Below are 25,557 nucleotides of genomic sequence, written 5' to 3'. Positions count from 1 at the left end.
CCCCGTCATTTGTGTCTGCAGCAAGCCCAATCTACGACGCGACGAAATGCGCAAATCCACGCTGGCGCCGTGTCTCGTGCGGTAAGTTTTGTCCAGTTCAATAGCTGGCTGATCCGCCGGCGGGCCGGCAGTGTGAACCTTCATCCGCTCTGCCCCCCGACGCCCAAGATCACGGGTTCAGTTAGGCACGGCCGATGGGGCTCGCGATATTGGTATTTATCACAATGGGGTGGTGCTATCCCGGCCAGCGCCCACAACAAATCGGCCACAGCGGGTGGCCGACTTGTTCTGACAGGTCAGTGCTTGGCGTCGAACTGATGCGGATTAAAGTGATAGGCCGTCGAGCAGAATTCGCACACCACTTCGATCTCGCCGTTTACCGCCATCTCCTCGCGGTCTTCCGCCGTGAAGCTGGTTGCCAGCATGGCCTCGATGCGATCGGCTGAACAGCCGCAGCGCTCCACCACCGGGAGCGGCGCGAACACGCGCACACCGGTCTCGTGATAGAGGCGGAATAGCAGCCGTTCGGAGCTCAGGTCCGGATCGGCCAGTTCGAGGTCATCGAGCGTGGCCAGGTGAATCTTGGCCTCGTTCCAGCCATCGGCCTCGACGAAGTCAGGGTCCGAGGTCTGCGGATTGTCGAAATCGCCATCGCCCGGCAGGTCGCGCATATGCGAGATGCCGTGCTCGGGCAGATGCTGGATCAAAACGCCTCCGGCGCGCCAATGCGGGCGATGATCGCCTTTCCTGGTGAACTCGGCAACAGCCAGCCGCACCTGGGTCGGGATCTGCTCGGATTGCATGAAATAGGTATGCGCGACCTCCTCGAGGGAATGACCATCGAGTGCAACGATGCCCTGGTAGCGCTCGGTATGCGCGCCCTGGTCGATCGTCATGGCGAGGTGCCCCTTGCCCAGCAGTTCGCCCGGCTTGGTGCGTCCCTGCTCGGCCGCTTTCACCAAGGCGTCGTGGTCGAAGCGCGCATAACCGCGCAGCCCGTCGGGCGCGTCGAAATCGACGACCAGCAGGTTCACCGGACCATCGGTCTGGGTCTGCATGATGAACTTGCCCTCGAATTTGAGCGAGGAGCCGATCAGCGCGGCCAGCACCACGGCCTCGCCGAGCAGGCGCGCGACGGGCGCCGGATAGTTATGGCGGCTGAGGATGGTGTCGAGCGCGTGGCCCAGCCGCACGCTGCGGCCCCGGGTGTCGAGCTTGTCGAGCGTGAACGGCACGACGGCGTCGTCGCCGCTTTCCGGCCGGTCGAGCCCCAAGGCATTGATCAGGTTCTCGGTCATTGCAGTCGTATCCGTGGTCATTGACGTCACGCGGCTTTCGGTGGGCCGATCCTTCGGGCGCCCTGAAAAACCACTGCGTCACTCCCGTCAGACGGAAGCGACGCAGCAAATGGTATCATAGGCGACTGCGGTCGAGCCGATTAATTGGTCTCGACGCCGAAGGCCCAGCACAGGATGGCTTTTTGGGCATGCAGGCGGTTTTCGGCCTCGTCGAACACCACCGACTGGGGACCGTCGATCACCTCGTCGGTCACCTCGTCGCCGCGATGGGCGGGCAGGCAGTGCATGAAAAGGGCGTTCTTGTCCGCCAAGGCCATCAAATTGGTGTTGACCTGATAGGGTTTCAAGACCCGGCGGCGCTCGGCAGCATCCACGTCACCCATCGACACCCAGGTATCGGCGATGACAAGGTCGGCGCCTTCAACGGCCTCGCGCGGATCCTCGATCAGCTTCACATATTTGCCGGCGCGATGGATGTCCTCCATCAGGTCCTTTTCCGGGCTGTATTCGTCGGGCACGGCCACGGTCAATTCGCATTCGAACAGCTCGGCGGCGTTGACCCAGGAATGGAGCACGTTGTTGCTGTCGCCGACCCAGGCGACCTTGGCGCCCTTGATGGAGCCGCGATGCTCCTCGAAGGTCATCAGGTCTGCCATGATCTGGCAGGGATGCGCCCTGCGAGTCAGGCCGTTTATGACGGGGACGGTCGCGCCTTCGGCCAATTCGAGCAGGTCGAGATGGCTGAGGATGCGGATCATGATGGCATCGACATAACGGCTCATCACCTTGGCCGTATCGGCCAGGGTTTCCTCGCGGCTGAGCTGCATTTCCTGGCCTGACAGCATGATGGTTTCGCCACCGAGCTGGCGCATGCCGACATCGAACGACACGCGGGTGCGGGTCGATTGCTTGTCGAAGATCATCGCAAGGACCTTGTCCTTGAGCGGTTGGGGGCGATCGCCCTGCTTGAGGCGGGATTTGAGCGAACCGGCCGCATCGAGCATGCCGCGCAGTTCGGGATAGGTGAAATCGTCGATAGAAAGAAAATGCCGTGGGGTGCCGGTCGATGTCATGGGCCGGGTTCCTTTGTGACGCTATGGTTGTTCAGTGCATACGCGAGTTCTCTCCGCCCCTTAGGGAGGAGGAAACAGACCGCGTCGTCGCCGACCAAAATAGCGAACGGCCAGCTTCATATCAGCCGACCGCCGGAACCGATGCCGTCTCGGCTTCGATGGCGTCGAAGGCCGCGCCGAGCTTGGCCATGGCTTCCTCGATGTCGGCTTCGGTGACAATCAGCGGCGGGATCAGCCGCAGCACATTGTCACCGGCGCCGATGGCCAGCATGCGGTGGTCGTCGCGCAGCCGGGCAACGAAATCGCGCACGGGCGGCGTGATCTTGATGCCAGCCAACAGCCCCTTGCCGCGCAGCTCCAGCACATAGTCCGGATAGCGCTGCGCCAGTTGCTGCAGGTGCCAGGCCAGCTTCTGGCCCATCTGGTTGACATGGTCGATGAAGCCGGGCGCCAGGATACGGTCGAGCACGGCGTTGCCGACTGCCGTCGCCAGCGGATTGCCTCCATAGGTCGAGCCATGCGTGCCGGGCACCATGGACGCCGCGACCTCGCCTTTGGCCAGGCAGGCACCCAGCGGGAAGCCGCCACCGATAGCCTTGGCCACCGCAACGATATCGGGCGTGATGCCGCTCCACTCGAAGGCAAAGAAGCGTCCCGTCCGGCCATAGCCGCACTGGACCTCATCAAGGATCAGCAGCATGCCATGCTCATCGCACAGCGTGCGCAGGCCCTGCATGAATTCGGGCGTCATAGCTGTGACGCCGCCCTCGCCCTGCACCGTCTCTATAAGAATGGCACAGGTTTGAGGCCCGATCAGCGCCTTGACGGCTTCGAGATCACCCGGCGCAGTATGCTTGAAGCCCTGCATCGGTGGGCCGAAGCCTTCAAGATAGCTCGGATTGCCGCCGGCCGCGATCGTGCCCATGGTCCGGCCATGGAAGGAGCCGGTAAAGGCGATGATCTCGTAGCGGTCCACTTCGCCCTTGGCCCAGAAGTAGTGCCGCGCGGTCTTGATGGCGCATTCGAGCGCTTCCGCACCCGAATTGGTGAAGAACACCGAATCCGCAAAGGTGGCGTCAACCAGGCGCTGGCCCAGCCGCTCCTGCTCGGGAATGGTGAAGACGTTGGACGTATGCCAGACCTTTTCCGCGGCTGATTTCAGCGCCGAAACAATGTGTGCGTCGCCATGGCCAAGCGCGTTCACCGCGATGCCGGAATGGAAATCGAGATAGTCTCGGCCATGCTGGTCATACAGGCGCATGCCCTCGCCCCGCTCGAAAGCGAGATCGGACCGGGCATAGGTGCCGTAGAGCGCAGACATGGACAAATTCCTTCGATTGACGGGTTGAAAAGGAGGCTAGTGGCGAAACGTGACAATACCGCCACAAAAACCAAAAACGCGCTCATGACGCAGCGCGTTTCGAGGTCTGAATTAGGCCAATTTTGTCAGGTAAGTCAATGATCGCGCCCCAAGTCCCTGATTTGACTCAGAGATCGTTAGGACAATTTTAACCGGTGAATATACGGGGAAACTTCGCCCCGACTCTTGATCCCGATTCCACCGATGGCGTAAACTCACTGTCATTGGGAACACGATATCTCGTGTGGCGGACCCACTCAGCATACGACGCCTAGCGTTTGATGGTTGCCACGACCATTTGGCAGCGCAATGAAGGATTCTGTTTTGACGATGGTTTCAGGAGCACAATCGGCGGGCTGGACTGACGAGCGCGTCGAGACTTTGAAGAAGCTCTGGATGGAAGGCCTGTCGGCCAGCCAGATTGCCGGTGAGCTCGGCGAAGGGGTTACCCGAAATGCCGTGATCGGCAAGGTGCATCGGCTGAAGCTTTCGGCCCGTGCCAAGCCGACCAATTCCACCCCGCGCGCCCGTCCGGCAGCCCGTCCGGCGCCGCGCCGTGTGGCGAGCCCGTCGGCAAGTCACTCGGGTATGAGCAGCGCCGCCAACAAGCCGCGCCCGCAGATGATCTCGCGGCCGCAGTCGATCGGCGCGACCGCGCTGGCGCATGACCCGCAGATGGAACAGCAGCTCTATGTGGCGCCTGCCGTCGCTGAGCTCTTCATCCCGGAAGACAAGCGTCTGAGCCTGCTGCAACTGACCGAAGCAACCTGCAAGTGGCCGATCGGCGACCCACTTGCCAAGGATTTCTACTTCTGCGGCCAGCATAGTCTCGAGACCGGCCCCTATTGCGAATTCCACTCGCGCCGGGCCTATCACCAGGTCGACAAGAAGCGGCGCTAGTCGCAGAGCAGAGAATGACGAAAGGGCGCCGCAAGGTGCCCTTTTTGTTGGCGCAGGGCCTTGCCGCTCAGCCACCCCCTCCCACCCTTGATGGCTTAAATCGCTCCACTGGAGCGATTTGTCCCTCCGGGTCGCTCTAAGCCCATCAAGGGGAAGTGCCGTCCTGTGGGTTTAACTGGATCGCGCCAAACGAGTGGAGGGACACCTCCCCCTGGATGGGGGAGGTAGTGCAGCTAGGCCCATAGGGCCGTAGCGAAACTAGGTGGGGGTGGGCCACACACTCGAAGCCCCAACTTATCCCTCTTATCCCCACCCACAAAACCTCCCGTATCCTACACCCATCACTCCACACAGCGGCCTGCAGGCGAACGGTGGTGGGGTGAGCCGGGTGGGGACGTCGCCTTCTCCCACAGGTTCGCGTTTCGGCCGTGAGAGGCTATGACCTCCCGCCGCCGGAAACGTTCCAAAAACCGGCACCCCGAGGCGGCATCCGTCTCATTTTTTACTTTACCAGAGGCGAAGGCCGTCTCGGGGTCCGCTCGCTGCCATCTCTTGGCATGCGATCCACGACAACCGCATCACAGGCGGCGCTTTGGCATGACCCTAAGGCAGAAACACATCCACCCGCATGCCCTCGCCGGGCTTGCTCTTGATGCTGAGCTGGCCGCGATGGCGGTTGACGATATGCTTGACGATGGCCAGGCCCAGGCCGGTGCCCTTCTTCTTGCGGCTGGCATCGGCATCGATGCGGTAGAACCGCTCGGTGAGGCGCGGCACATGCTCCGGCTCAACACCCGGACCATGGTCGATCACCGTCACCAGATGCTGGAAACCCGGTCGACCTGCGGGCGACAGGCTCATTTCGACGAACTTGCCGCCGGAACCATACTTGATGGCGTTGTCGAGCAGGTTCTCAAACACCTCGTAGAGCTGGCTGCGATCGCCAGTGGTGGTCGACGGCCCGTCGAACAGGCTCAGCCGGATTTCCACATCGGCCACCTTGGCCTGCATCATCAGGCCCTCGCGGACCTCACGCAGCAAGCCGGCCAGGTCGATGCTGCCGGTGGGACGCACATGCTGGTGCATCTCGATGCGCGACAGGCTCAGCAGATCGTCGATCAGCTTGCTCATGCGCTCGGCCTGGCCGCGCATGATGCCGAGGAATTTTTCGCGCGCTGCCGCGTCCTTGGCCGCAGGCCCCAGCAGCGTATCGATGAAGCCCAACAGCGAGGCCAGCGGCGTGCGCAGCTCGTGGCTGGCATTGGCGATGAAGTCGCTGCGCAGGGCGTCGACGCGCTTGAGTTCGGTCAGGCTCTGGAAGGTGATGACGAGCTGCCGGTCTTCATCGACGAACCAGTCGAGGCCGGGCCGGCGCAACGGCGCGACGACGACCTTCTCCCAGGTTTCCGAAGGCACGGTCTCATGCAGCTCAACGCTGCGGGTCGTGCCGGTGCGCATCGCCGCTTCGATGGCCTGAACCAGTTCGGGATTGCGCAGGGCAAAGGTGACCGGGTTGCCGCTGATGACGGTCGGGAACTGCCGGCGCGCCGCCGGGTTGGCATGCAGCACGACGCTGCGCCGGTCCAGCACGAAGCATGGATCGTTCAGCGCGTCGGCAAACACGAAGACGGAATTGTCCGGCACCGCCACAAGCGGGCGCGCCGCTTCGACGGTCTGGGTCACGGTCACGACGCCTGCCGGCAGCACGGCAACGGCCGCGATAACCGCGGCAAAACCCACCATGGCACCGATGACATGCAGGTCGCCGAAGATGATCAAGCCGACGAACACGCCGGCAATGCCGGCAAGCAACCCGCCCTGCGCGACAACACGCGACAGCGCAGTGATCAATACGGAACCGGGCTGGCCGCTGTGGGGTTCGTCCATTTTCTTCTGTGAATCAGCCGTTTGCCACGCCCCTTGCGCGGAGGGGCGCCTCTATAGCACGGTGGACATGACAACGGAGCGACACCAGTGACCGACCCTTTCGACGGCTTCGACATAGAAAATCCGGAACTGCCCAAGGCCATCAAGAAGCACGCGATGGAATCGGGCGGCTACCCCTATGAGGATAAGCTCGACGGCGAGCTTTATGACACACACATGTACGCGCTGCAAAAGCAGCTCGTGCTGCTGCAGGCGCATCTGGCGGCGTCCGGCGAGCGCGTAATGATCGTGTTCGAGGGCCGCGATGCCGCCGGCAAGGGCGGGACGATCAAGACCTATCTGGAAAATCTCAACCCGCGCTACAACCTGATCGCCGCTCTGCCCAAGCCGAACGATCGCGAGCGGACCCAGTGGTATTTCCAACGCTATGTCGACTGGCTCCCGGCAGCCGGCGAAACGGTGCTGTTCGACCGCTCCTGGTACAACCGCGCCGGCGTGGAAAAGGTCATGGGCTTCTGCACGCCCGAGCAGACCGAGCATTTCCTGGATGAGGCGCCCGAATTCGAGAAGCGGATCACCAGGGACGGTATCCACCTGTTCAAGTTCTGGCTGTCGATCGGCCGGGAGATGCAGCTCAAGCGCTTCCACGACCGCCGCCACGACCCGCTGAAAGTCTGGAAACTGTCGCCCATCGATATCGAAGCGCTCAACAAGTGGGACGCTTACACCGCTGCCCGCGAAGAGATGCTCAAGCGCACAGACAGCGCCCACGCGCCCTGGACCGTCATCCGCGCCAATGACAAGCGGCGCGGCCGGATCAACGTGATCCAGACGGTGCTGGACAAGCTGAAATTCCCGGGCAGAGACAAAGAGGCGATCGGGGAGATCGATCCCAAGATCACCTATCAGGCCGAGGATTTTCTGAAGCTGAAGAAAACGGAGTAGACGTCGGTACCGGTGCCGCGCCTACTCCCGCTCGATGCTGCCCATGCGCTTGCTCGCCGTCGGCCAGCTCAGCTCGGTGGTCCGCGCGATCAGCGCCTCGACCAGCGTCAGCAATGCGCCATTGGCGTCCCAGGTGCGATCCATCTCCGTACGGCAGGGCAACACCTGCCGGGCGAAGCGGCTTACCGGGCTCATCCACTCGTCGGTGATCAGTACAATCTGCGCTCGCCTGGCCGCCAGTTCCGCTGCCAGCTCGACCAGACCGGGATCGTAGCGGCGAACGTCGAATATAATGGCGATATCGCCCGGCTTCACATCGATCAACTGGTCTGCTCGCGTCGCCGGCCGCCCATCCAGCCGACGCACGCCAGGTCGCAACAGCCGCAGGTGCGCCTCCAGATAGCCGGCCAGAAAATCGGTGAAGCGGCCACCGGCCAGCCAGCAGGAGCCGCGGTTCTCGGCCAGCCGCTCGCACACTGCCTCGAACTCGGATGCCGGGATCAACGCGGCCGAACCCCGAAGATTGTCGATCGCCTGTGTGACGAAGCGATCCAGAAAGTGGTCGTCGTCTCCCGCCCGGCCCGCGCTGGCCTGGCTGCGCTGCAGCGGCGACTTGGAGCGTTCTTCTAGCTCGTCGCGCAGGGCGCGCTGGAAATCCGGATACGACTTGTAGCCAAGCTGCGACACGAAGCGCAGCACGGTGGCCGAACTGGCGCCGGATTGCAGCGCGAACTCAGCCACGGGCGCCAGTCCCAGCGTCGGGTATGTTCCAAGCAGACCGCGCGCAGCACGCTTTTCAGCTGCCGTAAGGCGATGGATCGCATCATGGATGCGTCCCGCGACCGATTTCCCCTCCATCGCCCCCTCTGAATTTATGATTTCAGGATTGACAGTTCTTCTGAATATGAAACTACTGATACAGAAGTTAACCGGCCGTGCCAGGGGCAAAATGGACGTTAGCGGCGAAAAAGCTGTACTGGTGACCAATGCGCGCGGGGCATCTCCCTTCGTCATCGTTTGCGACCATGCCAGCAATCGCCTTCCCGCCCGCTACGGCGATCTGGGACTGAGTAGTACCGAGCGGTTGAGCCACATTGCCTGGGATCCGGGTGCACTGGCGGTGGCTAGGATGCTGTCCGACAAGCTCGACGCTCCACTGGTGCAGTCGACAGTCTCTCGCCTGATCATCGACTGCAATCGCGAACTCGACGCGCCAGACCTGATCTGGCAACTGTCGGAGGCCACCCGCATTGCGGCCAACGAAAATCTCGACGATGCAGAACGGCAGTACCGCATCGATCATTTCCATCGACCCTATCACGCGTCGATCGAAACACTGCTCGAAGCGCGCCGCCATGCCGGCCAGGAGACGGTGCTGATCTGCCTTCATTCCTTCACGCCAGTCTATCACGGGGTCGCCCGGCCATGGCCCATTGGTTTCATCCACGGCGCCGACACGCGCTATACCAAGGCGGCCTTCGACGCCCTGGCCGCTGCTGAGCCGGGGCTCGATATTGGCTGGAACGAGCCTTATGCCGCGCTGAACGGCGTCACCCTGACGCTGGAAAAGCATGGCGACGGGCGCGGGCTCGACGCTACCATGATCGAAATCCGAAACGACGAAATTCTCGAACCTGCCGGCGTGGCCCTGTGGTCCGACCGGCTGGCCCATTGTCTCGAAACGGCGCGGGTCGCGCGCCATGGAGCAATGGCAGTCTAGACGTATTGGGGCTTAAACCAGGGGACGTGGACTATGGCTGAAACCAAGAAGGTCGGCAGTGTCGCCTACGCGACACGCGACAAAACCTATTTCGAAAAGCGTGGGCTCGAGCGCTATGCGGGCATCTGGTCGCTGTGGGCGCTTGGCGTCGGCGCGGTGATCTCCGGCCACTTCTCGGGCTGGAATTTCGGCTTCATGACCGGCGGCTGGGGCGGCATGCTGGTGGCAGGCGCTATCATCGCCGTCATGTATGCGGGCCTCGTCTCCTCTATCGCCGAAATGAGCCCGGCTCTGCCACATACTGGCGCGGCCTACTCGTTCGCCCGAACGTCCATGGGCCCATGGGGCGGTTTCATCACCGGCCTGTTCGAAAACGTCGAATACGTTCTGACGCCAGCTGTGATCGTGACCTTCATATCGGGCTATTTCGGCTCGATTACCGGCATGGACCCTTCGCTCTATCCGATCCTGTGGATCGTGTTCTATGCGCTGTTCCTGGCGCTCAACATCTATGGCGTGGCGCTCTCGTACAAGGTGACGCTTGTCGTCACCCTGATCTCGCTGGCCGTACTGGTAGTGTTCTGGATTTCGGCCATCACCCACATGGATTTCGGCCGTTGGGCGCTCAATATCGGGGTCGGCGAAGATGGCAAGGCCATCGAGCTGCCCGAGGGCAACGGCTCCTGGTTCCCCTTTGGCTGGCAGGGCGTCCTCGCCACGCTGCCCTTCGCCGTCTGGCTGTTCCTCGCCATCGAACAGGTGCCGCTGGCCGCCGAGGAATCCGTCGATCCCAAGCGTGATCTGCCACGGGGCATCCTGCTTGGCTTCGCTACGCTCGTCCTCTCGGCCTTCATGATCGTGCTGCTCAATCCTTCGGTCATGGGCATCGGTTCCTTCGCGCTCGGTTCCTCGCTGGAGCCCCTGCTCGACGGCTTCCGCGCCATCTATGGCGATGCGGGCGCGACCGTCCTGGGCATCGTAGCCCTGACCGGCCTCATCGCCTCGTTCCACACCATCCTCTATGCTCAGGGCCGTCAGGTCTATTCGCTGAGCCGTGCCGGCTACTTCCCGTCGGCGCTGTCGGTGACCCATCCCAAGTACAAGACTCCACATGTCGCCATGATTGCAGGTGCCCTCTTGGGCCTCGCCGTCATGCTGATCATCTGGTTCTCGCTGGGCGCTGGCGATGGCGGTGCCATCATCGGGTCGGTGCTGCTCAACATGGCCGTTTTCGGCGCAATGCTGAGCTACATCATGCAGGCGCTGAGCTTCATCATCCTGCGCCGCAACCAGCCCAATATCGAGCGCCCGTTCAAGTCGCCGCTCGGTATTCCTGGCGCCGTGCTGACCATCATCATCGCGGCCGTGACGCTGTTCTACCAGATGCAGGATCCCAACTTCTTCAAGGGCGTCATCTGGGTGGTGGTCTGGTGCGCCGTGGGCATCGTCTACTTCGCCCTGGTCGGCCGCCACAAGCTGATCATGTCGCCCGAGGAAGAGTTCGCGCTCGAGCACAAGGCCTGAGGCCAAATGGGGTCGCGCCTTGGCGCGGCCCCACAGTCAAGAACACGCAGGGAGACTAGCCATGGCCTATTCACTGGCAGAACTGAAAAAGGATGTCGCTGCCGGCGCCATCGACACCGTGCTTGTCGCTTTCCCCGACATGCAGGGCCGCATGATTGGCAAGCGCTTCCAGGCCGAGTACTTCCTCGAAGTGGCCAATGACGAAACGCATGGCTGCGACTATCTGCTCGCCGACGATATCGACATGGAGCCGGTGCCCGGCTACGAGGCAGCCAACTGGGGCAAGGGCTATGGCGACTTCGTCATGAAGCCCGATCTTGCCACGCTTATGAAAGCCACCTGGCTCGATGGCACGGCCATCGTGCTCTGCGACCTCAGCGATCATCACCACCACGAGCCGATCCCGCACAGCCCGCGTGCCATCCTCAAGCGCCAGATCGATCGCCTCGGCGCCATGGGCTACACCGCCAACGCCGCGACCGAGCTCGAATTCTACCTGTTCGACGACGATTACCGCACCGTCGCGCAGAAGGGCTATCGCACCGCCCAGACGGCGGGTGACTACATCCAGGACTACAACATCTTCCAGACCACCAAGGAAGAAGGCGTGATGCGCGCTCTGCGCAAGCATCTGCAGGCCTCGGGCATTCCGGTGGAATCCTCCAAGGGCGAATGGGGCCCGGGCCAGGAAGAGATCAACGTCAAATATTCCGACGCGCTGACCATGGCCGACCGCCACGTGGTGCTCAAGAACGCCACCAAGGAAATCGCCTGGGCCCAAGGCAAGGCCGTGACCTTCATGGCCAAATGGGATTTCAGCCTCGCCGGCTCCTCCAGCCACATCCATATGTCGCTGGCCGACAAGTCCGGCAAACCGGCCTTTGCCGACGCCAAGGACGAACGCGGCATGAGCGCCGTCATGAAGCATTTCATGGCCGGCCAGCTCGCCTATGCCCGCGAGATCACCTATTTCCTCGCGCCCTATATCAATAGCTACAAGCGCTTCCAGGCCGGCACCTTCGCCCCGACCAAGGCCATCTGGTCGCCCGATAACCGCACCGCCGGCTTCCGCCTCTGCGGCGAGCACAGCAAATCGATCCGCGTCGAATGCCGCATGGGTGGCGCCGACCTTAACCCCTATCTCGCGCTGGCGGCTCTGCTCGCTGCCGGTATCAAGGGCATCGAGGACAAGCTGGAGCTCGAACCGGTCTTCGTTGGCGACGCCTATTCCACCAAGCGCCTGCGCGAAATCCCCAAGACCCTGCGCGAGGCCACCGACACGCTGCGCAAGTCGAAGATGCTCAAGGAGGCCTTCGGCGAAAACGTCATTGGCCACTATGTGCATACGGCCGAGTGGGAACAGTTCGAATACGACCGCCGCGTCACCGATTGGGAACTGAAGCGCGGCTTCGAGCGGAGCTGATTGTCGCCGCACTAGGCAGGCACTAAGACCACCACAACTACGATGTCACCTCGGCGAAGGCCGGGGTCCATCCGATATCTCAAGATGCATTCCGGTTCTCGCCGCAATGACATCGCGCAGGAATGAAGGACCACCCCATGACCGAAACGGTCAAGATCATCTCCCCCATCGACGGCAGCGTCTATGCCGAGCGCCCTGTTGCGTCCGCAGCCGAGATCGAAAGCGCCGTCATTCACGCCAAGGCTGCGCGCAAGGCATGGGGCGAGACCACCATCCCCGAACGGCAGAAAATCCTCAGCCACTTCGTCGATGCCCTGCTGCTGATGAATGACGACATCGTGCCGGAGCTCGCCTGGCAGATGGGCCGCCCCATCCGCTTCGGCGGCGAGAAGCGCGGCGTCGAGGAGCGCAGCCGCTACATGATCGAACTGGCCGCTGAAGCCCTGGCGCCATCGGTCAAGCCGGAGAAGGAAGGCTTCACCCGCTACATCACCCGCGAGGCGCTTGGCACCGTCATGGTCATTGCGCCGTGGAACTATCCGTTCCTGACGGCGGTCAATTCCATCGTTCCGGGCCTGATGGCCGGCAATTCGATCATCCTCAAGCATGCCAGCCAGACGCTGCTGGCCGGCGAGCGCTTCGCCGCCGCCGCCGAAAGTGCGGGTCTGCCCGCCGGGTTGTTCCAGAACCTGGTGCTCGGCCACAGCGACACCGAAAAGCTCATCGCCTCGGGCCAGATCGACCATATCAACTTCACCGGCTCGGTCGAAGGCGGCCGCCGCATCGAGAAGGCCGCCGCCGGCACTTTCGCCACGCTCGGCCTTGAACTCGGCGGCAAGGACCCTGCCTATGTCCGTGCAGATGCCAATCTCGACAATGCGGTCGAGAACCTGGTCGATGGCTCCTTCTTCAATTCCGGCCAGAGCTGCTGCGGCGTCGAGCGCATCTATGTGCATGAAAGCGTCTACGGCAATTTCGTCGAGCGCTTCATCGACAACGCCAAGGGCTGGACGCTGGGCAATCCGCTCGATGCCGATACCATCGTCGGCCCGATGGCCCGCGGCAATTTCGCCGACCACGTGCGCCAACAGACCGAGGAAGCCCTGCGCGGCGGCGCTAAGCGCCACCTCAACTCAAAGCACGAACTCGACAAACCCGGCTCGCCCTATCTGGCGCCGGAAGTGCTGACCAACGTCAATCACCAGATGTCGGTCATGCGCGAAGAGTCGTTCGGCCCGGTCGTCGGCATCATGAAGGTGGCCGACGATGCCGAAGCAATCACCCTGATGAATGACAGCCCCTACGGTCTCACCGCCTCGATCTGGACTGACGACCTCGATGCCGCTGCTCGACTGGGCGGTCAGATCGAGACCGGCACCGTATTTGCCAACCGCTGCGACTATCTCGATCCGGCTCTGGTCTGGACCGGGGTCAAAGATACCGGCAAGGGCGGTGGCCTGAGCGAAATCGGCTATGCGAACCTGACCCAGCCGAAGAGCTATCATTTGAAGCGAGTGTAGTGCCCGCCAACTATCCTACCCACGGTGTCATTCCGGCGAAGGCCGGAATCCATGTCCGTGGCTATCAGCAACCTCCAGCGTGTGGCGCGACCACCGCATGGATTCCGGCCTCCGCCGGAATGACACCGCGAATGTGAAGGCACAGCGCCATGACCAAAGCCAACTGGAACTACCCTACCGCAATCAAGTTCGGCCCCGGCCGCATCGCCGAGCTCCCCGAGGCGCTCAATACAGCGGGCATATCCAAGCCCCTGCTGGTCACCGATGCCGGCCTCGTCAACCTGCCCGTCACCCAGAACACCATCGCCCTGCTCAAGGCTGCCGGCATCCCGGTCGGTGTCTTTGCGGATGTGAAGCCCAATCCGATCTCGGCCAATGTCGAAGCCGGCATCAAGGTGCTCCGCGAGGGCGGGCACGATGGCGTCATCGCCTTTGGCGGCGGCTCCGGGCTCGATGTCGGCAAGGTCATCGCCTTCATGGCCGGCCAGACCCGCCCGATGTGGGACTTCGAGGATGTCGGTGATTGGTGGACCCGCGCCGATCCCAAGGGCATATTCCCCATCGTCGCCGTGCCGACCACTGCCGGAACCGGCTCGGAGGTCGGGCGCGCCGGCGTCATCACCGACGAGGCGACCCACACTAAGAAGGTCATCTTCCACCCCTTGATGATGCCCAAGGTGGTCATCGCCGATCCCGAACTGACCGTCGGCATGCCCAAGTTCATTACGGTCGGCACCGGCATGGATGCGCTGGCCCATTGCCTCGAAGCCTATTGCGCGCCCGGCTATCACCCGCTGGCCGACGGCATTGCCGTCGAAGGCATCCGCCTCGTCATGGAGAACCTGCCCAAGGTCCACGCTGATCCCAACGACGTGGAAGCCCGCGGCCATATGATGAGTGCCGCCGCCATGGGCGCCACCGCCTTCCAGAAGGGCCTCGGCGCCATTCACGCCCTCAGCCATCCGGTCGGCGCGCTTTATGACACCCATCACGGCATGACCAATGCGGTGTTCATGCCCTATGTGCTGGCGGTCAACCGTCAGGCCATTGAAGCCCGGATCGCGCGGCTTTCGGCCTATCTGGGCCTCGCTTCGAGCTTCGAGGCCTTCCAGCATGCGGTGATCGGCCTGCGCCTGCGCTTGGACGTGCCGCACACCCTGGCGGACTTCAAAGTGGACCGGTCCAAGCGCGATCTCATCGGCGACATGGCCATCGTCGACCCCACCGCGGGCGGCAATCCGATCGAACTGACCAAGGACCGCGCGCTGGAGATTTTCGACCGGGCGATGGAGGGGCGGGTCTAGTTGCCGCTCCGAACAAAACCATCAGTCGGGCACCCTCCCCCTTGTGGGGAGGGAAGCGAGATAGGACTTAGCGTTTGCTAAGTCCGTCAATCGAGCAGGGTGGGGGTATCTCTCCGCAGTCTGGTGCGCGGGAACACCCCCACCCTTGATCCCTCCCCACAAGGGGGAGGGTGTCGACTGAAAACTCAGCGGCCCACCACCCCAGCCACCGTCTCCTTCACTCCCATCTCGAACAGTTCATCCAGTGCCGTCGCCACCGTTTCCCCAAACGCCTGGTTGTCGGCCAAATCCGTCCCGAACACACCGCTCAGGCCCACCAGCCCCTCATACAGCGCTTCAGCGTCATCGCCGGCATCAGCCGCAATCGCCATCATGCGCATGGCCAGCGGATCGCGCACGTCGATATTCTCGCCCTTCTCGTCGATGCCGGTGACATAACGCATCCACGCCGCCACCCCGAGCCCGAGCCGGTCGAACGGCTGCCCGGCCTTGATGCGTTCGCGAATGGTCCCGAGCAATCGCTGCGGCAGCTTCTGGCTCCCATCCATGGCAATCTGCCAGGTACGATGCTTCAGCGCCGGATTGCGGAAGCGGTCCAGCAACTGGTCGCGGTAGGCGCCAAGGTCCACGCCGGGCATATCAAGCGTCGGCATGGCCTCCTCGGTCATCAGCCCGTGGACCAGCTTGACGAAATCGGCGTCGCCCATCACGTCGGATATATACTCGTAGCCCGCCAGATAACCGAGATAGGCCATGGTCGAGTGACTGCCATTGAGCATCCTGAGCTTCATGCGCTCGAATGGCTCGACATCGTCGACCATCTGCGCCCCCGCCTTCTCGAACGGCGGTCTGCCCTCAGGGAAATGATCCTCGATCACCCATTGGGTGAAAGGCTCGGTCATGATCGGCCAGGCGTCGTCCGCGCCGATCAAACCCGCCACCGTCTCGCGATCGGCATCGGTGGTCGAGGGCACGATGCGGTCGACCATGGTGCCGGGGAAAGCGACCTTGGCCACATACTCACCCAGCGCCGCGTCGCGCAGGCTGGCGAATTTCGTGACGATCCGCTTCACCGTCGCGCCATTGCTCGGCAGGTTGTCGCAACTCATCACGGCAAACGGCGCAATGCCCGCCGCCCGTCTCCGCGCCAGCGCTTCCACTAGCATGCCGGGAGCCGATTTCGGCTCGCCCGGATTGGCCAGGTCATTGATGATATCGGGATGCCGCTGATCGAGCTCCCCCGTTGCCGGATCGTGGCAATAGCCCTTCTCGGTCACCGTCAGCGAGACGATGCGGATGGCCGGGTTGGCCATCAGCGCCAGCAATTCCTCGCGCTGGGTATTGGCATCGAGCACGTCAAGGATCGAGCCGATCACCCGCGGATGGGTACCGTCAGCGTCGCGCACGGCAACGGTATAAAGCCCGTCCTGCGGCTCCAGCGCTTCCTTGGTGTCGGGTCGGCGCAGGCTGGCGCCGACGATGGCCCAATCCGGATTGTCGGCCAGCAGGTCATCGACATAAACAGCCATATGTGCGCGGTGAAACGCACCGATGCCCAGATGCACGATGCCCGGCGTGATCTGGCTGCGGTCGTAGTTCGGCACGGCAACGCCGGCTGGTACCTGGGTCAGCGTCTTGGCGCTCAGTCGCGTCATGTCGGTCTCCGACGATCAAAATCGAGGGCACCATAGTGCCTTCCGAACTTGTATGGAAGTTTGATTGCTATCCAGCTTTCGTCTACCACGGGGTCGTTCCCGCGAAAGTGGGAATCGCCCGCTGCGGCGCAGCCTTGGGCGGGAATTCCCGCTTGCGTGGCAATGGCGTGGTGGATAAGCGGATTGGGATTGGGAGGACGCGCCGTGACACATCGCTTCGTCAGCATCGGGGAATGCATGATCGAGATGAGCGGCGGCGAGGATCGCCAATATCGCCTCGGCTATGCCGGCGATACGCTCAACACCGCCTGGTACATGCGTGCCCTGCTCGGCAAGGACTGGTCCGTGGACTATTTCACTGGCCTGGGCGAAGACAAGTACTCCGCCGATATCCGCGCCTTTCTCGACTCCAACAATATCGGCACCAGCCATATCCGCACTGTTCCAGGCCGCCGCCCCGGCCTCTACATGATCCACCAGGACAAGGGCGACAGGCATTTCACCTATTGGCGCGATACCTCCGCCGCCAAGCTGCTGGCCGACGACAAGGGCGCGCTGCATACCGCCGTCGAGGGCGCCAGCATGGTCTATTTCTCCGGCATTACGCTGGCCATCCTCGCCCCCCGCGCCCGTGGTCGCCTGCTCGGCGCCATCGTCAAGGCGCGCGATGCGGGTGCGAAGATCGCCTTCGACACCAATCTGCGCCCCGCCCTCTGGACCAGCCCCCGCGTCATGGCTGGCGTCCTCACCGCCGCCGCCAGCCTCTGCGATATCGTGCTGCCCACCCATACCGACGAAGCGCCGCTGTTTGGCGACAAGTCGGTCGAGGAAACGGCCGAGCGCTATCTCGAACTGGGCGTCGAGGAGGTTGTGGTCAAGGACGGCAGCAAGGACGCGCTGATCGCCACGGCATCGGAGCGCGTGAAGGTCGGACCCAAGCCGGGCGCCAAGGTTGTTGACGCCACAGGGGCCGGCGACAGTTTCAATGGCGCGTACCTATCAGCGCGACTGGCGGGGAAATCACTTCGCGAGGCGGCCGAGGCGGCGCACCGTGTTGCCGGTGTGGTCATCGGCCAGAAGGGCGCGCTGGTTGATCCGAAGCTGCTTTCTTAGTCGAAAGCTTCTCCCTAAAAGCCTCGTTTGCCGGCCTCTTCCATATAGGCCAGTTCCTCGTCGGTACTTTGGCGCCCCAACGCCTTGTTGCGGAACGGATAACGCCCGAACCGAGCGATGCAATCGCGGTGTTTGGTGGCGAAATCGAGGCCCTTCTCGTCGCCCAGTGCCTCATGCAGACGCATTGACTCGGCCTGGATGACCGGGGACTCCGAATGCATGAAAGGCAGCAGGATAAACATCCGCTCATCGGGAGACATCGACAGATCGAGCCGCTGCGCAATCATCTCCTGCGCCAGGACAAGCGCCATCTTGTCTTGCGAGAAAGCGAGAGGTGACCCCCGATGCAGTTGCCGGGAAAACTGATCGAGCACGATGATCTCGGCGAGGCGTCCCTTGGGTGTGCCTCGCCAGTTCCAGGCCTCCCCCTTGGCAACGTGCTGATGGGTTTCCTCAAATCCCGCCTTCAGCACCGCATCAAATTCCGGCTTGCCGCCGAACCAGTCGCCCATACCGTGTTCGACGAACCAGAAGCGGATGACGTCTTCGTCTGAGCGCATGGAACCTCCTAAACCGTGATGATCGCCTTGATCAGCCCTTTGCGTTCATGGGCCCATTTCGGCAGGTTGACCGGCACATCATCGAAGCTGGTGCTGTGGGTGGCAAGCCTGTCGGTCGGCACGTTGCCATTTTGGATCGAGGCGATGACGTGGTCGAAGTCCTCGCGCGTCGCATTGCGCGAGGTGCGAATGGTCAGCTCGCGGCGGTGAATCTCGGGATCTTCCCAAGCCAGCGTGCCTTTGACCACGCCGACCAGCGTCAGCGCCCCGCCATTGCGGCAATAGGCGACGGCCTGGTTCATCGCCGGGATGGACCCGGTGGCGTCGAACACCGCGTCGAACCCACTCGCCATCTTGCTCTTGAAGGCCGCACCCTCGCGCTCGTCCAGCGTGGCCGTGCCGAAGCCGAAACCGCGGGCCGACTCCAGCTTGTCGGCCGCCGCATCTAGAATGGTCACGTCGGCGCCAGCGATGCGGGCAAAGAAAGCAGCGCCCAGCCCGATCGGCCCACCGCCCACCACCAGCACGCGCCAGCCGGCTTTCAGTTCGGTGCGTCGTACCGCATGGGCGCCGATGGCGAGAAATTCCACCATGGCCGCATCGCGCAGGCTCAGGCCCTGGGCGGGATAGAGGTTGGCCTCGGGAAGAACGATTTCCTCGGCCATGCCCCCGTCGCCATGTACGCCCAGCACGGTCAGCGTCTCACAGCAATTGGTCTTGCCCTCGCGGCAGGCCGGACATTGGTAGCAAGGCAGATAGGGGTTGATCACCACCGCATCGCCATCATCAAGCGTGGTCGCGCCATTGGCATCGAGCACTACGCCGCTCAGCTCATGACCCATGATGCGCGGATATTGCAGGAACGGGTGCTTGCCCTCATAGATGTGATAATCGGTACCGCAGATGCCGATATGGCGGATGCCGACGCGCACCCAGCCCGCTTTCAGCTCCGGCCGCTCGATCTCGACCAAAGCCAGCTCGCCTGGCGCCGCGCAGGAGATAGCACGCATATTGAAAGTCCTCTCGATCACTGATCGGGAGGACTAACATGTTAGTTAGGCGGTGACCAGCACCCTGATCCGATTGCCGAACGGATCCTGCGTTTCGATGCCGCCCTCAGTTGCAGCAATCGGTGCCTTGGCCGCCGCGAGGCGCGTCTTCACGCCATCGAGCGTCGCCACGTCGGGCACCACGATGGTGAACCAGCGCAGACCCGCCGCCCCCGCCTGGGGCAGGCCGGCATTGGGGCCGGACCAGATATTGAAGGCGATGGTATGGGGCATGTAGTCGAGCCCCACATCGCCCATGCCGAACGAGTGGATCAGCAGGAATCCGGCAAAGCCGATGACGTCACGATAGAAATCCATCGCCATGTGCAGGTCGTTCACATGCACATGCACATGGCCGATCCGCGTCCCTGATGGCATGCGCGCTGCCAGGACCGGCGATGGCCCGAGTTCGGCCAGCAGCCCGTCGAGATCGATTGGATCGCGGCCCGAATGCGGCTTTCCTTCTGACGTCATGGCGTAGGTCTGACCCTTTTCCGGATCTCCCAGCGTGCCGCGCCAGGGCGTCTCGAAGGTGATCTCGATGCCGTTGCCGTCGAGATCCCACAGGTAGATCGCCTCGCTGACCAGGTGGTCGGTGGGCGAAATGCGCACATTGCGCTGCAGCGCCCGCACCGCCATCTGCGCCAGGTCGACGCGCTTTGGCACATGGACGGCCACGTGATAGAGCCCGATGGTGCGAGGTACGACGGGGCGCAACGCGCCGGTTTCCAGCACGATCAGCGGCTTGCCGCCGGCGCCCAGCGTCAGCACATTGCCTGCCTCGGAGATGAGATCGAGTCCCACCACGTCCTGCCAGATGGCGAGCGCCTTGGCGCGATCGGTGACGGCAATATGCACCGGGCCGAGCGTGGTGCTGAGCGGCAGCACCGGCCTGGACCGCACGTTGGTCTGTACGGACGTATCGATCATGATCGTCTCCTTGAATGGCGAATGCCCGTCATGCGGGCTGTTGACCAACAGATAGACCCTTCGACCCCACTTGAGCAGGTCGGATTCAGCAAACAGTCCGGACGATAGAGTGGGGTGAAAGCGCCAATCGCGGAACCATGGGCGCGCGCCGGCAATTGCCTCTCCGATAGCAGGGAGAGCCACGATGGAATTTGCAGGCAAAGTCGCCTTTGTCACTGGAGCCGGTTCGGGCATCGGCAAGGCTACGGCCCTGCGCTTCGCTTTGGGCGGAGCCAAGGTCGCCGTGCTCAGCCGGACGGCGGACGAGATCACGGAAACTGAAAACGAGATCAAATCCGCAGGCGGCGCCGCTATCGCCATCACGGCCGATATTTCGCACGAGGCCAATATGCGCGACGCAGTCGCCCGCATCATCAAGACCTATGGCCGGCTCGATATCGTGGTCGCCAATGCGGGTGTCAACGGCATGTGGGCGCCGATCGACGAGCTCAAGCCCAAGGAATGGGACCAGACCATGACGGTCAACCTGAGCGGCACCTACCTGACGCTGCATTTCGCGGTGCCGCATCTGCGTAAGGCCGGTGGCTCGATCATTATTGTCAGCTCGATTAACGGCAACCGCACCTTCACCACCGCTGGCGCCAGCGCCTACTCGGCTACCAAGGCGGCGCAGGTCGCCATGACCCAGCAATTGGCACTTGAACTGGGCAAGGACCGCATCCGCGTCAACGCCGTCTGCCCTGGCGCCATCGATACCGAGATCGACGACAATACCGACAAGCGCAACGTCGAAACGGCGGCTATTGCGGTCAAATGGCCTGATGGCGACATCCCCCTTACCGGCGGCAAACCCGGCAGCAGCGAAGCCGTCGCCGACGTCATCGCCTTCCTGGCGTCGGACGCGGCGCGCCATGTCACCGGCGTCCCCGTCTATATCGACGGCGGACAGTCGCTGTTGCGTTAGGAGAGTAGCACCCTCACGGCAAGGCCATGCTGACGGTAAGGCCTCTTGCTGAGACGTGGATCAATGTTAGGGGTCTTGCTGCCGAACACGAGGACGCCATGCCGAAATTCTCCGCCAATCTCAGCTTCCTCTATCCCGACCTGCCCTTCCTCGACCGCTTCGAGGCGGCGGCAAGGGATGGGTTCAAGGCGGTGGAATATGTTGGCCCCTACGATCATCCGCCCGAGCTCATTGCCGAGTTGCTGCAGCAGCACGGCCTCGTACAGGCGCTGTTCAACCTGCCGGCGGGCAACTGGGCGGCCGGCGAGCGTGGCATCGGCTGCCACCCCGATCGCGTCGACGAATTTCGCGCCGGTGTTGCCACGGCCATCAGATATGGCACGGCGCTGGGCTGCATCCGGATCAATTGCCTTGCCGGGCTGGCACCAGCGGGCATCGATCGCCAGGCGCTACACTGGACGCTGGTGGAAAACCTTAAATATGCAGCGCAATGTATGGCCGAGGCCGGCATCAAGCTGCTGCTCGAGCCAATCAACCGCCGTGACATGCCAGACTTTTTCGTCTCGACCACCGACCATGCCCAGCACATCATGGCCGCAGTCAATTCCAGCAATCTGTATCTGCAATACGACATCTACCACATGCAGGTGATGCAGGGAGACCTGATCCCCACCTTCATCCGGCTCAAGGACCAGATCGCCCACATCCAGATCGCCGACACACCCGGCCGCCACGAGCCTGGCAGCGGTGAAATCAACTACGCCTTCATACTCCCCGAACTCGACCGGCGAGGCTACGACGGCTGGGTGGGCTGCGAATACAGGCCGAAGGCGGGGACCAGCGAAGGACTGGGATGGATGAAATCCTACCTGCAGGCATAAGCCGGCGCCACGTGACATCAAGGCGATCGTCGAAGACCTGCCATGTCGATCATCAGAACCGCGTTAGTTGCAACCCTTGGCACTCTCCACCTGTGCGATCAGCGCCACATTGTCCCGCTCCACCGCATTCAGCCGCACCTGGCTCTGCTTGGTGATCCAGCAGCCATCGTTGCCGAAGGTTTGCTTGGCACGGTTGGTGGAGAAGCAGAAGCCGTTCTGCTTGTAGATGAGGTTGCGCACTTCGTAGAGCGACTGGCAGCTGAGCTGGCGCAGGTCGGCGCGACGGAAATAGTCGCTGTCGTCGCAGCCGATCATTTCATAGCAATTAGCCATGGCCGAGCCGGTACTGGCCAGCATGGCAAAGGCGACAAGTATCGTTTTGAGTTTCATTGTCCTCTCCCTGGCAGAAGTCCAACCTCATCATGAAAGCCGGGCGCAGGGAAGTCACATCAGCCATGCTGGATCGGGTTTGACTTGCGCCATTCCTCGTATTCGGGACGGGCGTCTTCATGCAGCGGGTAGTAGCGCTGCAAAGGCGCGCCTTGCTTGAGCTTCATGCGCGAGAAATCCTCCCATTCGTGATGCTGGGATGAGCGCTCCACCACTGTGGCGGCGAGGGCCGCCGGCACGCAGACCGCGCCATCATCATCGGCGATGATAATGTCACCGGGCATCACGGTCACGCCGCCGCAGGCGATGGGCACGTTGACGGCGAAGGGCATGAGATTGGTCTGGGTGTGGAAATTGGGCGTCCAGCCGTTGATCCACATCGGGATTTCGAGCTTGCTGAGATTGGGCCGGTCGCGCAAGGCGCCATCGATCACCATGCCGGCGCCGCCGCGGCCCTTGAAATAGGTGCTCATCATGTCGCCAAAGACCCCGGCCGTCATGTCGCCGCGCGCATCAACGACGACAATGTCACCCTCTTGCACGTGATAGAGCACGTGGCGGTGCAACTGCTTTTCCGGGTCGGCATATTCGGTCTCGTTATAGAGGTCCTCGCGCTTGGGCATGAACTGCAGTGTCAGGGCCGGGCCGGCAATGGCCTTGCCGAACTGCTGCGCCACAGGCCCCTGAATGTGGCAATTGCGAATGCCCATATGGGCCAGCGTGCTTGAGGCTGAGGCGGCGCCGACGGCTAAAACAGCGGCGACGAGATCCTTGGAGGGCCGGGTAATTCCGGGTGTGTGCGTCATTGTCGTCTCTCTACCAATTGGTGACGGAGCCATCGTTGCGGCGCAGATGGGGGGCTTCCCAGAATTTGAAGCTTTGGCGTTTCACCAGTTCCTCGTCGACATCGACGCCCAGGCCCGGCGCGCCGTCGACCTCGTAGACCGCGCCCTTAAGGCGAGGCTGGATGGTGAATATCTCGGCATTGTCGAAGCCGTGATAGAGCTCCCCCGGCGAGGCCCGCGTTTCGAGCCAGGCGAAGTTGGCGACGGCGGCCGAGAAGTGGATGGTTGCGGCGGTGCAGATCGGGCCGAGCGGATTGTGCGGCATCATGTCGACGTAATGCGCCTCGCTCCAACCGGCGACTTTCATGGCCTCGGTGAGGCCGCCGACATTGCACACGTCGATGCGATTGAACTGGTGGATGTCCCGTTCGATATAGGGCAGGAACTGCCACTTGGAGGCAAATTCCTCGCCGATGGCGAAGGGCACGTCGGTCATGCGCCGGAGCGCTTCATAGGCCTCGGGCGTCTCGTCGCGGATGGGCTCCTCGAGGAAATCCAGCGTACCGGAGGGCATCTTCTGGCAATAGCTGGCGGCCTCGGCGACCGACAGTCGATGGTGATAATCGACGCCGAGCACGACATCGTCGCCAAGCGCCTCGCGCGCCTTGACGCACCACTTGGCGGTTTCGCCGATCGACTGGCGGGGCTCGTAGATTTCTGGATTGCCGTGGCCATGCGGGAAGAGCCGGATGCTGTCCCAGCCCATTTCCATGAGCTCTTTCGCCTGTTCGATCATCTCGGGGCCGCAGGGACCCTTGGTGGTGGCGAAGGTTGGGATCGTATTGCGCTGCTTGCCGCCGAGCAACTGGTAAACCGGCACGCCCAGCGCCTTGCCCTTGATATCATGCAGGGCAATGTCGATGGCCGAGATCGCTGCCGTGAGCACGCGGCCGCCCTCGAAATACTGGCTGCGATACATTTCCTGCCACAGGGCGCCTATCGCCATCGGGTCGCGGCCGATGAGGAATTCGCGATAGTGTAGAATCGCCCCGGCCACGGCTTTTTCGCGGCCGGACAGGCCGCTCTCGCCCCAGCCATAAATGCCCTCGTCGGTCTCGACCTTGACGATGAGCTGGTTCCGGATGCCGACCCAGGTGGGGTATGGAATGATGGCGGTGATTTTCATCTCAGGCCGCCTGCAATGCCATGGTGGTCGCCGCATCGAACAGATGCATGCGGTTCTGGTCGAACTCGATCCAGACCATGTCGTCCGGCGCGATCTTCACCGTCGGTTCGAGACTGATATTGACCACTGCGCCATTGATGAAGATTTGGGCGAAGGTGACGTCGCCAGTGGGCTCCACTGTATAGACCTTTCCCGGCACAGAGCCGGATACGGCTGAGGTATGGAGCTTCAGCGTCGAGTGGCGGGCGCCCAGAATGACGTCCTTGGTGGTCGAGCCGGCGGCCTTGCGCTGGTTTTCGGCGGAGAGCGGCAGCTCCCAGCCTTCGGGGCTCCTGAGGCCGGTGCCTGTCGCCTGCAGCGGGATGAGGCTCATGGCCGGGCTGCCGACGAAGCTGGCGACGAAGGTGTTGACCGGGTTGGCGAAGACGTTTGACGGCGTGTCGTATTGCTGCAGCAGCCCGCCATTCATCACCGCCATCTTGTCGGCCATGGTGACGGCTTCGAGCTGGTCATGCGTGACATAGACAATGGTGGCATTGAGGTTGTGATGGAAGCGCTTGATCTCGCTGCGCATCTGCACACGCAGCTTGGCATCGAGATTGGAAAGCGGCTCGTCCATCAGGAACACTGCGGGATCACGCACTAAAGCCCGGCCGAGCGCGACGCGTTGCTGTTGGCCGCCGGACAGTTCGCGCGGCTTGCGTTCGAGCAGGTGGGTGATGTCGAGCAGCTTGGCCGCGTCCTGCACGTTCTTCTCGATCTGGCCCTTGGGAAGCTTGCGCATCTGCAGCGGGAAGGCGAGATTTTTGAAGACGGACTTGTTGGGGTAGAGCGCGTAGTTCTGAAACACCATGGCAATGTCGCGATCCTTGGGATCAAGATCGTTGACGATGCGGTCCCCGATGGAAATGTCGCCACCGCTCATTGGGAGCAGGCCGGCGATGAGATTCAGCGTTGTGGTCTTGCCGCAGCCAGACGGGCCGACCAGGGCGACGAATTCGCCATCGTTGACGGTAAAGCTGACATCGTTGACGGCATAGAGACTGCCGTAACTCTTCATGACGTGCTCGAGAATGACCTCTGCCATCGA

General features: G+C 62.5%; 23 protein-coding genes. 10 read left to right on the top strand and 13 right to left on the bottom strand.

The window, feature by feature from the left end:
* Positions 1–296: 296 nt before the first annotated feature.
* The 3 genes from IM737_RS16240 to IM737_RS16230 form a co-directional block, all read right to left on the bottom strand.
* Complete coding sequence (locus tag IM737_RS16240; RefSeq protein ID WP_442874143.1) at positions 297–1,328, bottom strand: Hsp33 family molecular chaperone; 1,032 nt, start codon at positions 1,326–1,328, stop codon at positions 297–299.
* A 110-nt stretch (positions 1,329–1,438) separates the two neighbouring features.
* Positions 1,439–2,371, bottom strand: coding sequence for an ornithine carbamoyltransferase (gene argF, locus IM737_RS16235; protein WP_236895656.1), 933 nt, complete (start codon positions 2,369–2,371; stop codon positions 1,439–1,441).
* A gap of 121 nt (positions 2,372–2,492) precedes the next feature.
* On the bottom strand, positions 2,493–3,692 hold the full coding sequence (locus IM737_RS16230) for an aspartate aminotransferase family protein (protein WP_236895653.1): 1,200 nt from the start codon (positions 3,690–3,692) through the stop codon (positions 2,493–2,495).
* A gap of 369 nt (positions 3,693–4,061) precedes the next feature.
* Here IM737_RS16230 and IM737_RS16225 point away from each other — a divergent pair, with 369 nt between their 5' ends.
* Positions 4,062–4,631, top strand: coding sequence for a GcrA family cell cycle regulator (locus tag IM737_RS16225; protein WP_236899948.1), 570 nt, complete (start codon positions 4,062–4,064; stop codon positions 4,629–4,631).
* Positions 4,632–5,234: 603 nt separating this feature from the next.
* Here IM737_RS16225 and IM737_RS16220 read toward each other — a convergent pair.
* Entirely contained in the window at positions 5,235–6,518 is a 1,284-nt protein-coding gene (locus IM737_RS16220) for an ATP-binding protein (protein WP_236895649.1), read from the bottom strand.
* A gap of 87 nt (positions 6,519–6,605) precedes the next feature.
* Here IM737_RS16220 and ppk2 point away from each other — a divergent pair, with 87 nt between their 5' ends.
* Complete coding sequence (gene ppk2 / locus IM737_RS16215) at positions 6,606–7,463, top strand: polyphosphate kinase 2 (RefSeq protein ID WP_236895646.1); 858 nt, start codon at positions 6,606–6,608, stop codon at positions 7,461–7,463.
* Positions 7,464–7,484: 21 nt separating this feature from the next.
* On the opposite strand, the gene IM737_RS16210 is transcribed toward ppk2, so the two are convergent.
* Positions 7,485–8,321, bottom strand: a complete 837-nt coding sequence (locus IM737_RS16210) for a MurR/RpiR family transcriptional regulator (protein ID WP_236895644.1) — start codon at positions 8,319–8,321, stop codon at positions 7,485–7,487.
* Between the two features lie 91 nt (positions 8,322–8,412).
* On the opposite strand from IM737_RS16210, the gene IM737_RS16205 reads away from it, so the two are divergent.
* The 5 genes from IM737_RS16205 to IM737_RS16185 all read left to right on the top strand — a co-directional run bounded on the left by IM737_RS16205 (position 8,413) and on the right by IM737_RS16185 (position 14,954).
* Positions 8,413–9,183: an N-formylglutamate amidohydrolase gene (locus IM737_RS16205; RefSeq protein ID WP_236895641.1), complete on the top strand. Its 771-nt coding sequence runs from the start codon at positions 8,413–8,415 to the stop codon at positions 9,181–9,183.
* A 33-nt stretch (positions 9,184–9,216) separates the two neighbouring features.
* Positions 9,217–10,707, top strand: a complete 1,491-nt coding sequence (locus IM737_RS16200) for an amino acid permease (protein WP_236895632.1) — start codon at positions 9,217–9,219, stop codon at positions 10,705–10,707.
* Between the two features lie 61 nt (positions 10,708–10,768).
* Complete coding sequence (locus IM737_RS16195; RefSeq protein WP_236895622.1) at positions 10,769–12,130, top strand: glutamine synthetase family protein; 1,362 nt, start codon at positions 10,769–10,771, stop codon at positions 12,128–12,130.
* 137 nt (positions 12,131–12,267) lie between these two features.
* A complete protein-coding gene (locus tag IM737_RS16190; RefSeq protein WP_236895619.1) occupies positions 12,268–13,650 on the top strand; it encodes an aldehyde dehydrogenase family protein in 1,383 nt (460 codons plus the stop codon).
* Between the two features lie 149 nt (positions 13,651–13,799).
* Positions 13,800–14,954 (top strand): iron-containing alcohol dehydrogenase, encoded by a 1,155-nt coding sequence (locus IM737_RS16185; protein WP_236895616.1) that lies wholly within the window; start codon positions 13,800–13,802, stop codon positions 14,952–14,954.
* 185 nt (positions 14,955–15,139) lie between these two features.
* Here IM737_RS16185 and IM737_RS16180 read toward each other — a convergent pair whose 3' ends face one another.
* Complete coding sequence (locus IM737_RS16180; protein WP_236895612.1) at positions 15,140–16,609, bottom strand: mannitol dehydrogenase family protein; 1,470 nt, start codon at positions 16,607–16,609, stop codon at positions 15,140–15,142.
* Between the two features lie 162 nt (positions 16,610–16,771).
* Between IM737_RS16180 and IM737_RS16175 the strand changes: the two genes are divergently transcribed.
* Positions 16,772–17,722, top strand: a complete 951-nt coding sequence (locus IM737_RS16175) for a sugar kinase (RefSeq protein WP_442874212.1) — start codon at positions 16,772–16,774, stop codon at positions 17,720–17,722.
* A gap of 14 nt (positions 17,723–17,736) precedes the next feature.
* On the opposite strand, the gene IM737_RS16170 is transcribed toward IM737_RS16175, so the two are convergent.
* Genes IM737_RS16170 through IM737_RS16160 form a run of 3 tightly spaced genes read right to left on the bottom strand, consistent with a single transcriptional unit; the run spans position 17,737 to position 20,261 of the window.
* On the bottom strand, positions 17,737–18,282 hold the full coding sequence (locus IM737_RS16170) for a DUF924 family protein (RefSeq protein WP_236895609.1): 546 nt from the start codon (positions 18,280–18,282) through the stop codon (positions 17,737–17,739).
* A gap of 8 nt (positions 18,283–18,290) precedes the next feature.
* On the bottom strand, positions 18,291–19,292 hold the full coding sequence (locus IM737_RS16165; RefSeq protein WP_236895607.1) for a zinc-binding alcohol dehydrogenase family protein: 1,002 nt from the start codon (positions 19,290–19,292) through the stop codon (positions 18,291–18,293).
* Positions 19,293–19,337: 45 nt separating this feature from the next.
* Positions 19,338–20,261 (bottom strand): VOC family protein, encoded by a 924-nt coding sequence (locus tag IM737_RS16160; protein ID WP_236895605.1) that lies wholly within the window; start codon positions 20,259–20,261, stop codon positions 19,338–19,340.
* A gap of 184 nt (positions 20,262–20,445) precedes the next feature.
* Here IM737_RS16160 and IM737_RS16155 point away from each other — a divergent pair, with 184 nt between their 5' ends.
* Both IM737_RS16155 and otnI read left to right on the top strand, forming a co-directional pair.
* Positions 20,446–21,225 (top strand): SDR family oxidoreductase, encoded by a 780-nt coding sequence (locus IM737_RS16155; RefSeq protein ID WP_236895603.1) that lies wholly within the window; start codon positions 20,446–20,448, stop codon positions 21,223–21,225.
* Positions 21,226–21,323: 98 nt separating this feature from the next.
* The gene (gene otnI, locus IM737_RS16150) at positions 21,324–22,106 is read left to right on the top strand and encodes a 2-oxo-tetronate isomerase (protein ID WP_236895600.1); all 783 of its coding nucleotides are present in this window, start codon (positions 21,324–21,326) and stop codon (positions 22,104–22,106) included.
* Between the two features lie 63 nt (positions 22,107–22,169).
* Here the strand turns inward: otnI and IM737_RS16145 are convergent, their stop codons facing one another.
* Genes IM737_RS16145 through IM737_RS16130 form a run of 4 tightly spaced genes read right to left on the bottom strand, consistent with a single transcriptional unit; the run spans position 22,170 to position 25,554 of the window.
* Positions 22,170–22,496: a YARHG domain-containing protein gene (locus IM737_RS16145; protein WP_236895596.1), complete on the bottom strand. Its 327-nt coding sequence runs from the start codon at positions 22,494–22,496 to the stop codon at positions 22,170–22,172.
* A 59-nt stretch (positions 22,497–22,555) separates the two neighbouring features.
* Complete coding sequence (locus IM737_RS16140) at positions 22,556–23,302, bottom strand: ribonuclease activity regulator RraA (protein ID WP_236895593.1); 747 nt, start codon at positions 23,300–23,302, stop codon at positions 22,556–22,558.
* A 10-nt stretch (positions 23,303–23,312) separates the two neighbouring features.
* Positions 23,313–24,467 (bottom strand): mandelate racemase/muconate lactonizing enzyme family protein, encoded by a 1,155-nt coding sequence (locus IM737_RS16135; protein ID WP_236895591.1) that lies wholly within the window; start codon positions 24,465–24,467, stop codon positions 23,313–23,315.
* Between the two features lies 1 nt (position 24,468).
* On the bottom strand, positions 24,469–25,554 hold the full coding sequence (locus IM737_RS16130) for an ABC transporter ATP-binding protein (RefSeq protein ID WP_236895589.1): 1,086 nt from the start codon (positions 25,552–25,554) through the stop codon (positions 24,469–24,471).
* Positions 25,555–25,557: the final 3 nt, after the last annotated feature.

Origin of the sequence: Devosia sp. SL43, assembly GCF_021729885.1 — a bacterium.
Taxonomy (GTDB): domain Bacteria; phylum Pseudomonadota; class Alphaproteobacteria; order Rhizobiales; family Devosiaceae; genus Devosia.
The sequence above is the reverse complement of the archived record's forward strand: the minus strand, read 5'-3'. Positions and strand labels throughout refer to the sequence as shown.

Bases quoted from the DNA above. Each gene is read 5' to 3' on its own strand.
- argF (WP_236895656.1), bottom strand. From the start codon at position 2,371: ATGACATCGACCGGCACCCCACGGCATTTTCTTTCTATCGACGATTTC.
- IM737_RS16230 (WP_236895653.1), bottom strand. From the start codon at position 3,692: ATGTCTGCGCTCTACGGCACCTATGCCCGGTCCGATCTCGCTTTCGAG.
- IM737_RS16225 (WP_236899948.1), top strand. From the start codon at position 4,062: ATGGTTTCAGGAGCACAATCGGCGGGCTGGACTGACGAGCGCGTCGAG.
- IM737_RS16220 (WP_236895649.1), bottom strand. From the start codon at position 6,518: ATGGACGAACCCCACAGCGGCCAGCCCGGTTCCGTATTGATCACTGCG.
- IM737_RS16210 (WP_236895644.1), bottom strand. From the start codon at position 8,321: ATGGAGGGGAAATCGGTCGCGGGACGCATCCATGATGCGATCCATCGC.
- IM737_RS16205 (WP_236895641.1), top strand. From the start codon at position 8,413: ATGGACGTTAGCGGCGAAAAAGCTGTACTGGTGACCAATGCGCGCGGG.
- IM737_RS16200 (WP_236895632.1), top strand. From the start codon at position 9,217: ATGGCTGAAACCAAGAAGGTCGGCAGTGTCGCCTACGCGACACGCGAC.
- IM737_RS16195 (WP_236895622.1), top strand. From the start codon at position 10,769: ATGGCCTATTCACTGGCAGAACTGAAAAAGGATGTCGCTGCCGGCGCC.
- IM737_RS16190 (WP_236895619.1), top strand. From the start codon at position 12,268: ATGACCGAAACGGTCAAGATCATCTCCCCCATCGACGGCAGCGTCTAT.
- IM737_RS16185 (WP_236895616.1), top strand. From the start codon at position 13,800: ATGACCAAAGCCAACTGGAACTACCCTACCGCAATCAAGTTCGGCCCC.
- IM737_RS16180 (WP_236895612.1), bottom strand. From the start codon at position 16,609: ATGACGCGACTGAGCGCCAAGACGCTGACCCAGGTACCAGCCGGCGTT.
- IM737_RS16175 (WP_442874212.1), top strand. From the start codon at position 16,772: ATGGCGTGGTGGATAAGCGGATTGGGATTGGGAGGACGCGCCGTGACA.
- IM737_RS16170 (WP_236895609.1), bottom strand. From the start codon at position 18,282: ATGCGCTCAGACGAAGACGTCATCCGCTTCTGGTTCGTCGAACACGGT.
- IM737_RS16165 (WP_236895607.1), bottom strand. From the start codon at position 19,292: ATGCGTGCTATCTCCTGCGCGGCGCCAGGCGAGCTGGCTTTGGTCGAG.
- IM737_RS16160 (WP_236895605.1), bottom strand. From the start codon at position 20,261: ATGATCGATACGTCCGTACAGACCAACGTGCGGTCCAGGCCGGTGCTG.
- IM737_RS16155 (WP_236895603.1), top strand. From the start codon at position 20,446: ATGGAATTTGCAGGCAAAGTCGCCTTTGTCACTGGAGCCGGTTCGGGC.
- otnI (WP_236895600.1), top strand. From the start codon at position 21,324: ATGCCGAAATTCTCCGCCAATCTCAGCTTCCTCTATCCCGACCTGCCC.
- IM737_RS16145 (WP_236895596.1), bottom strand. From the start codon at position 22,496: ATGAAACTCAAAACGATACTTGTCGCCTTTGCCATGCTGGCCAGTACC.
- IM737_RS16140 (WP_236895593.1), bottom strand. From the start codon at position 23,302: ATGACGCACACACCCGGAATTACCCGGCCCTCCAAGGATCTCGTCGCC.
- IM737_RS16135 (WP_236895591.1), bottom strand. From the start codon at position 24,467: ATGAAAATCACCGCCATCATTCCATACCCCACCTGGGTCGGCATCCGG.
- IM737_RS16130 (WP_236895589.1), bottom strand. From the start codon at position 25,554: ATGGCAGAGGTCATTCTCGAGCACGTCATGAAGAGTTACGGCAGTCTC.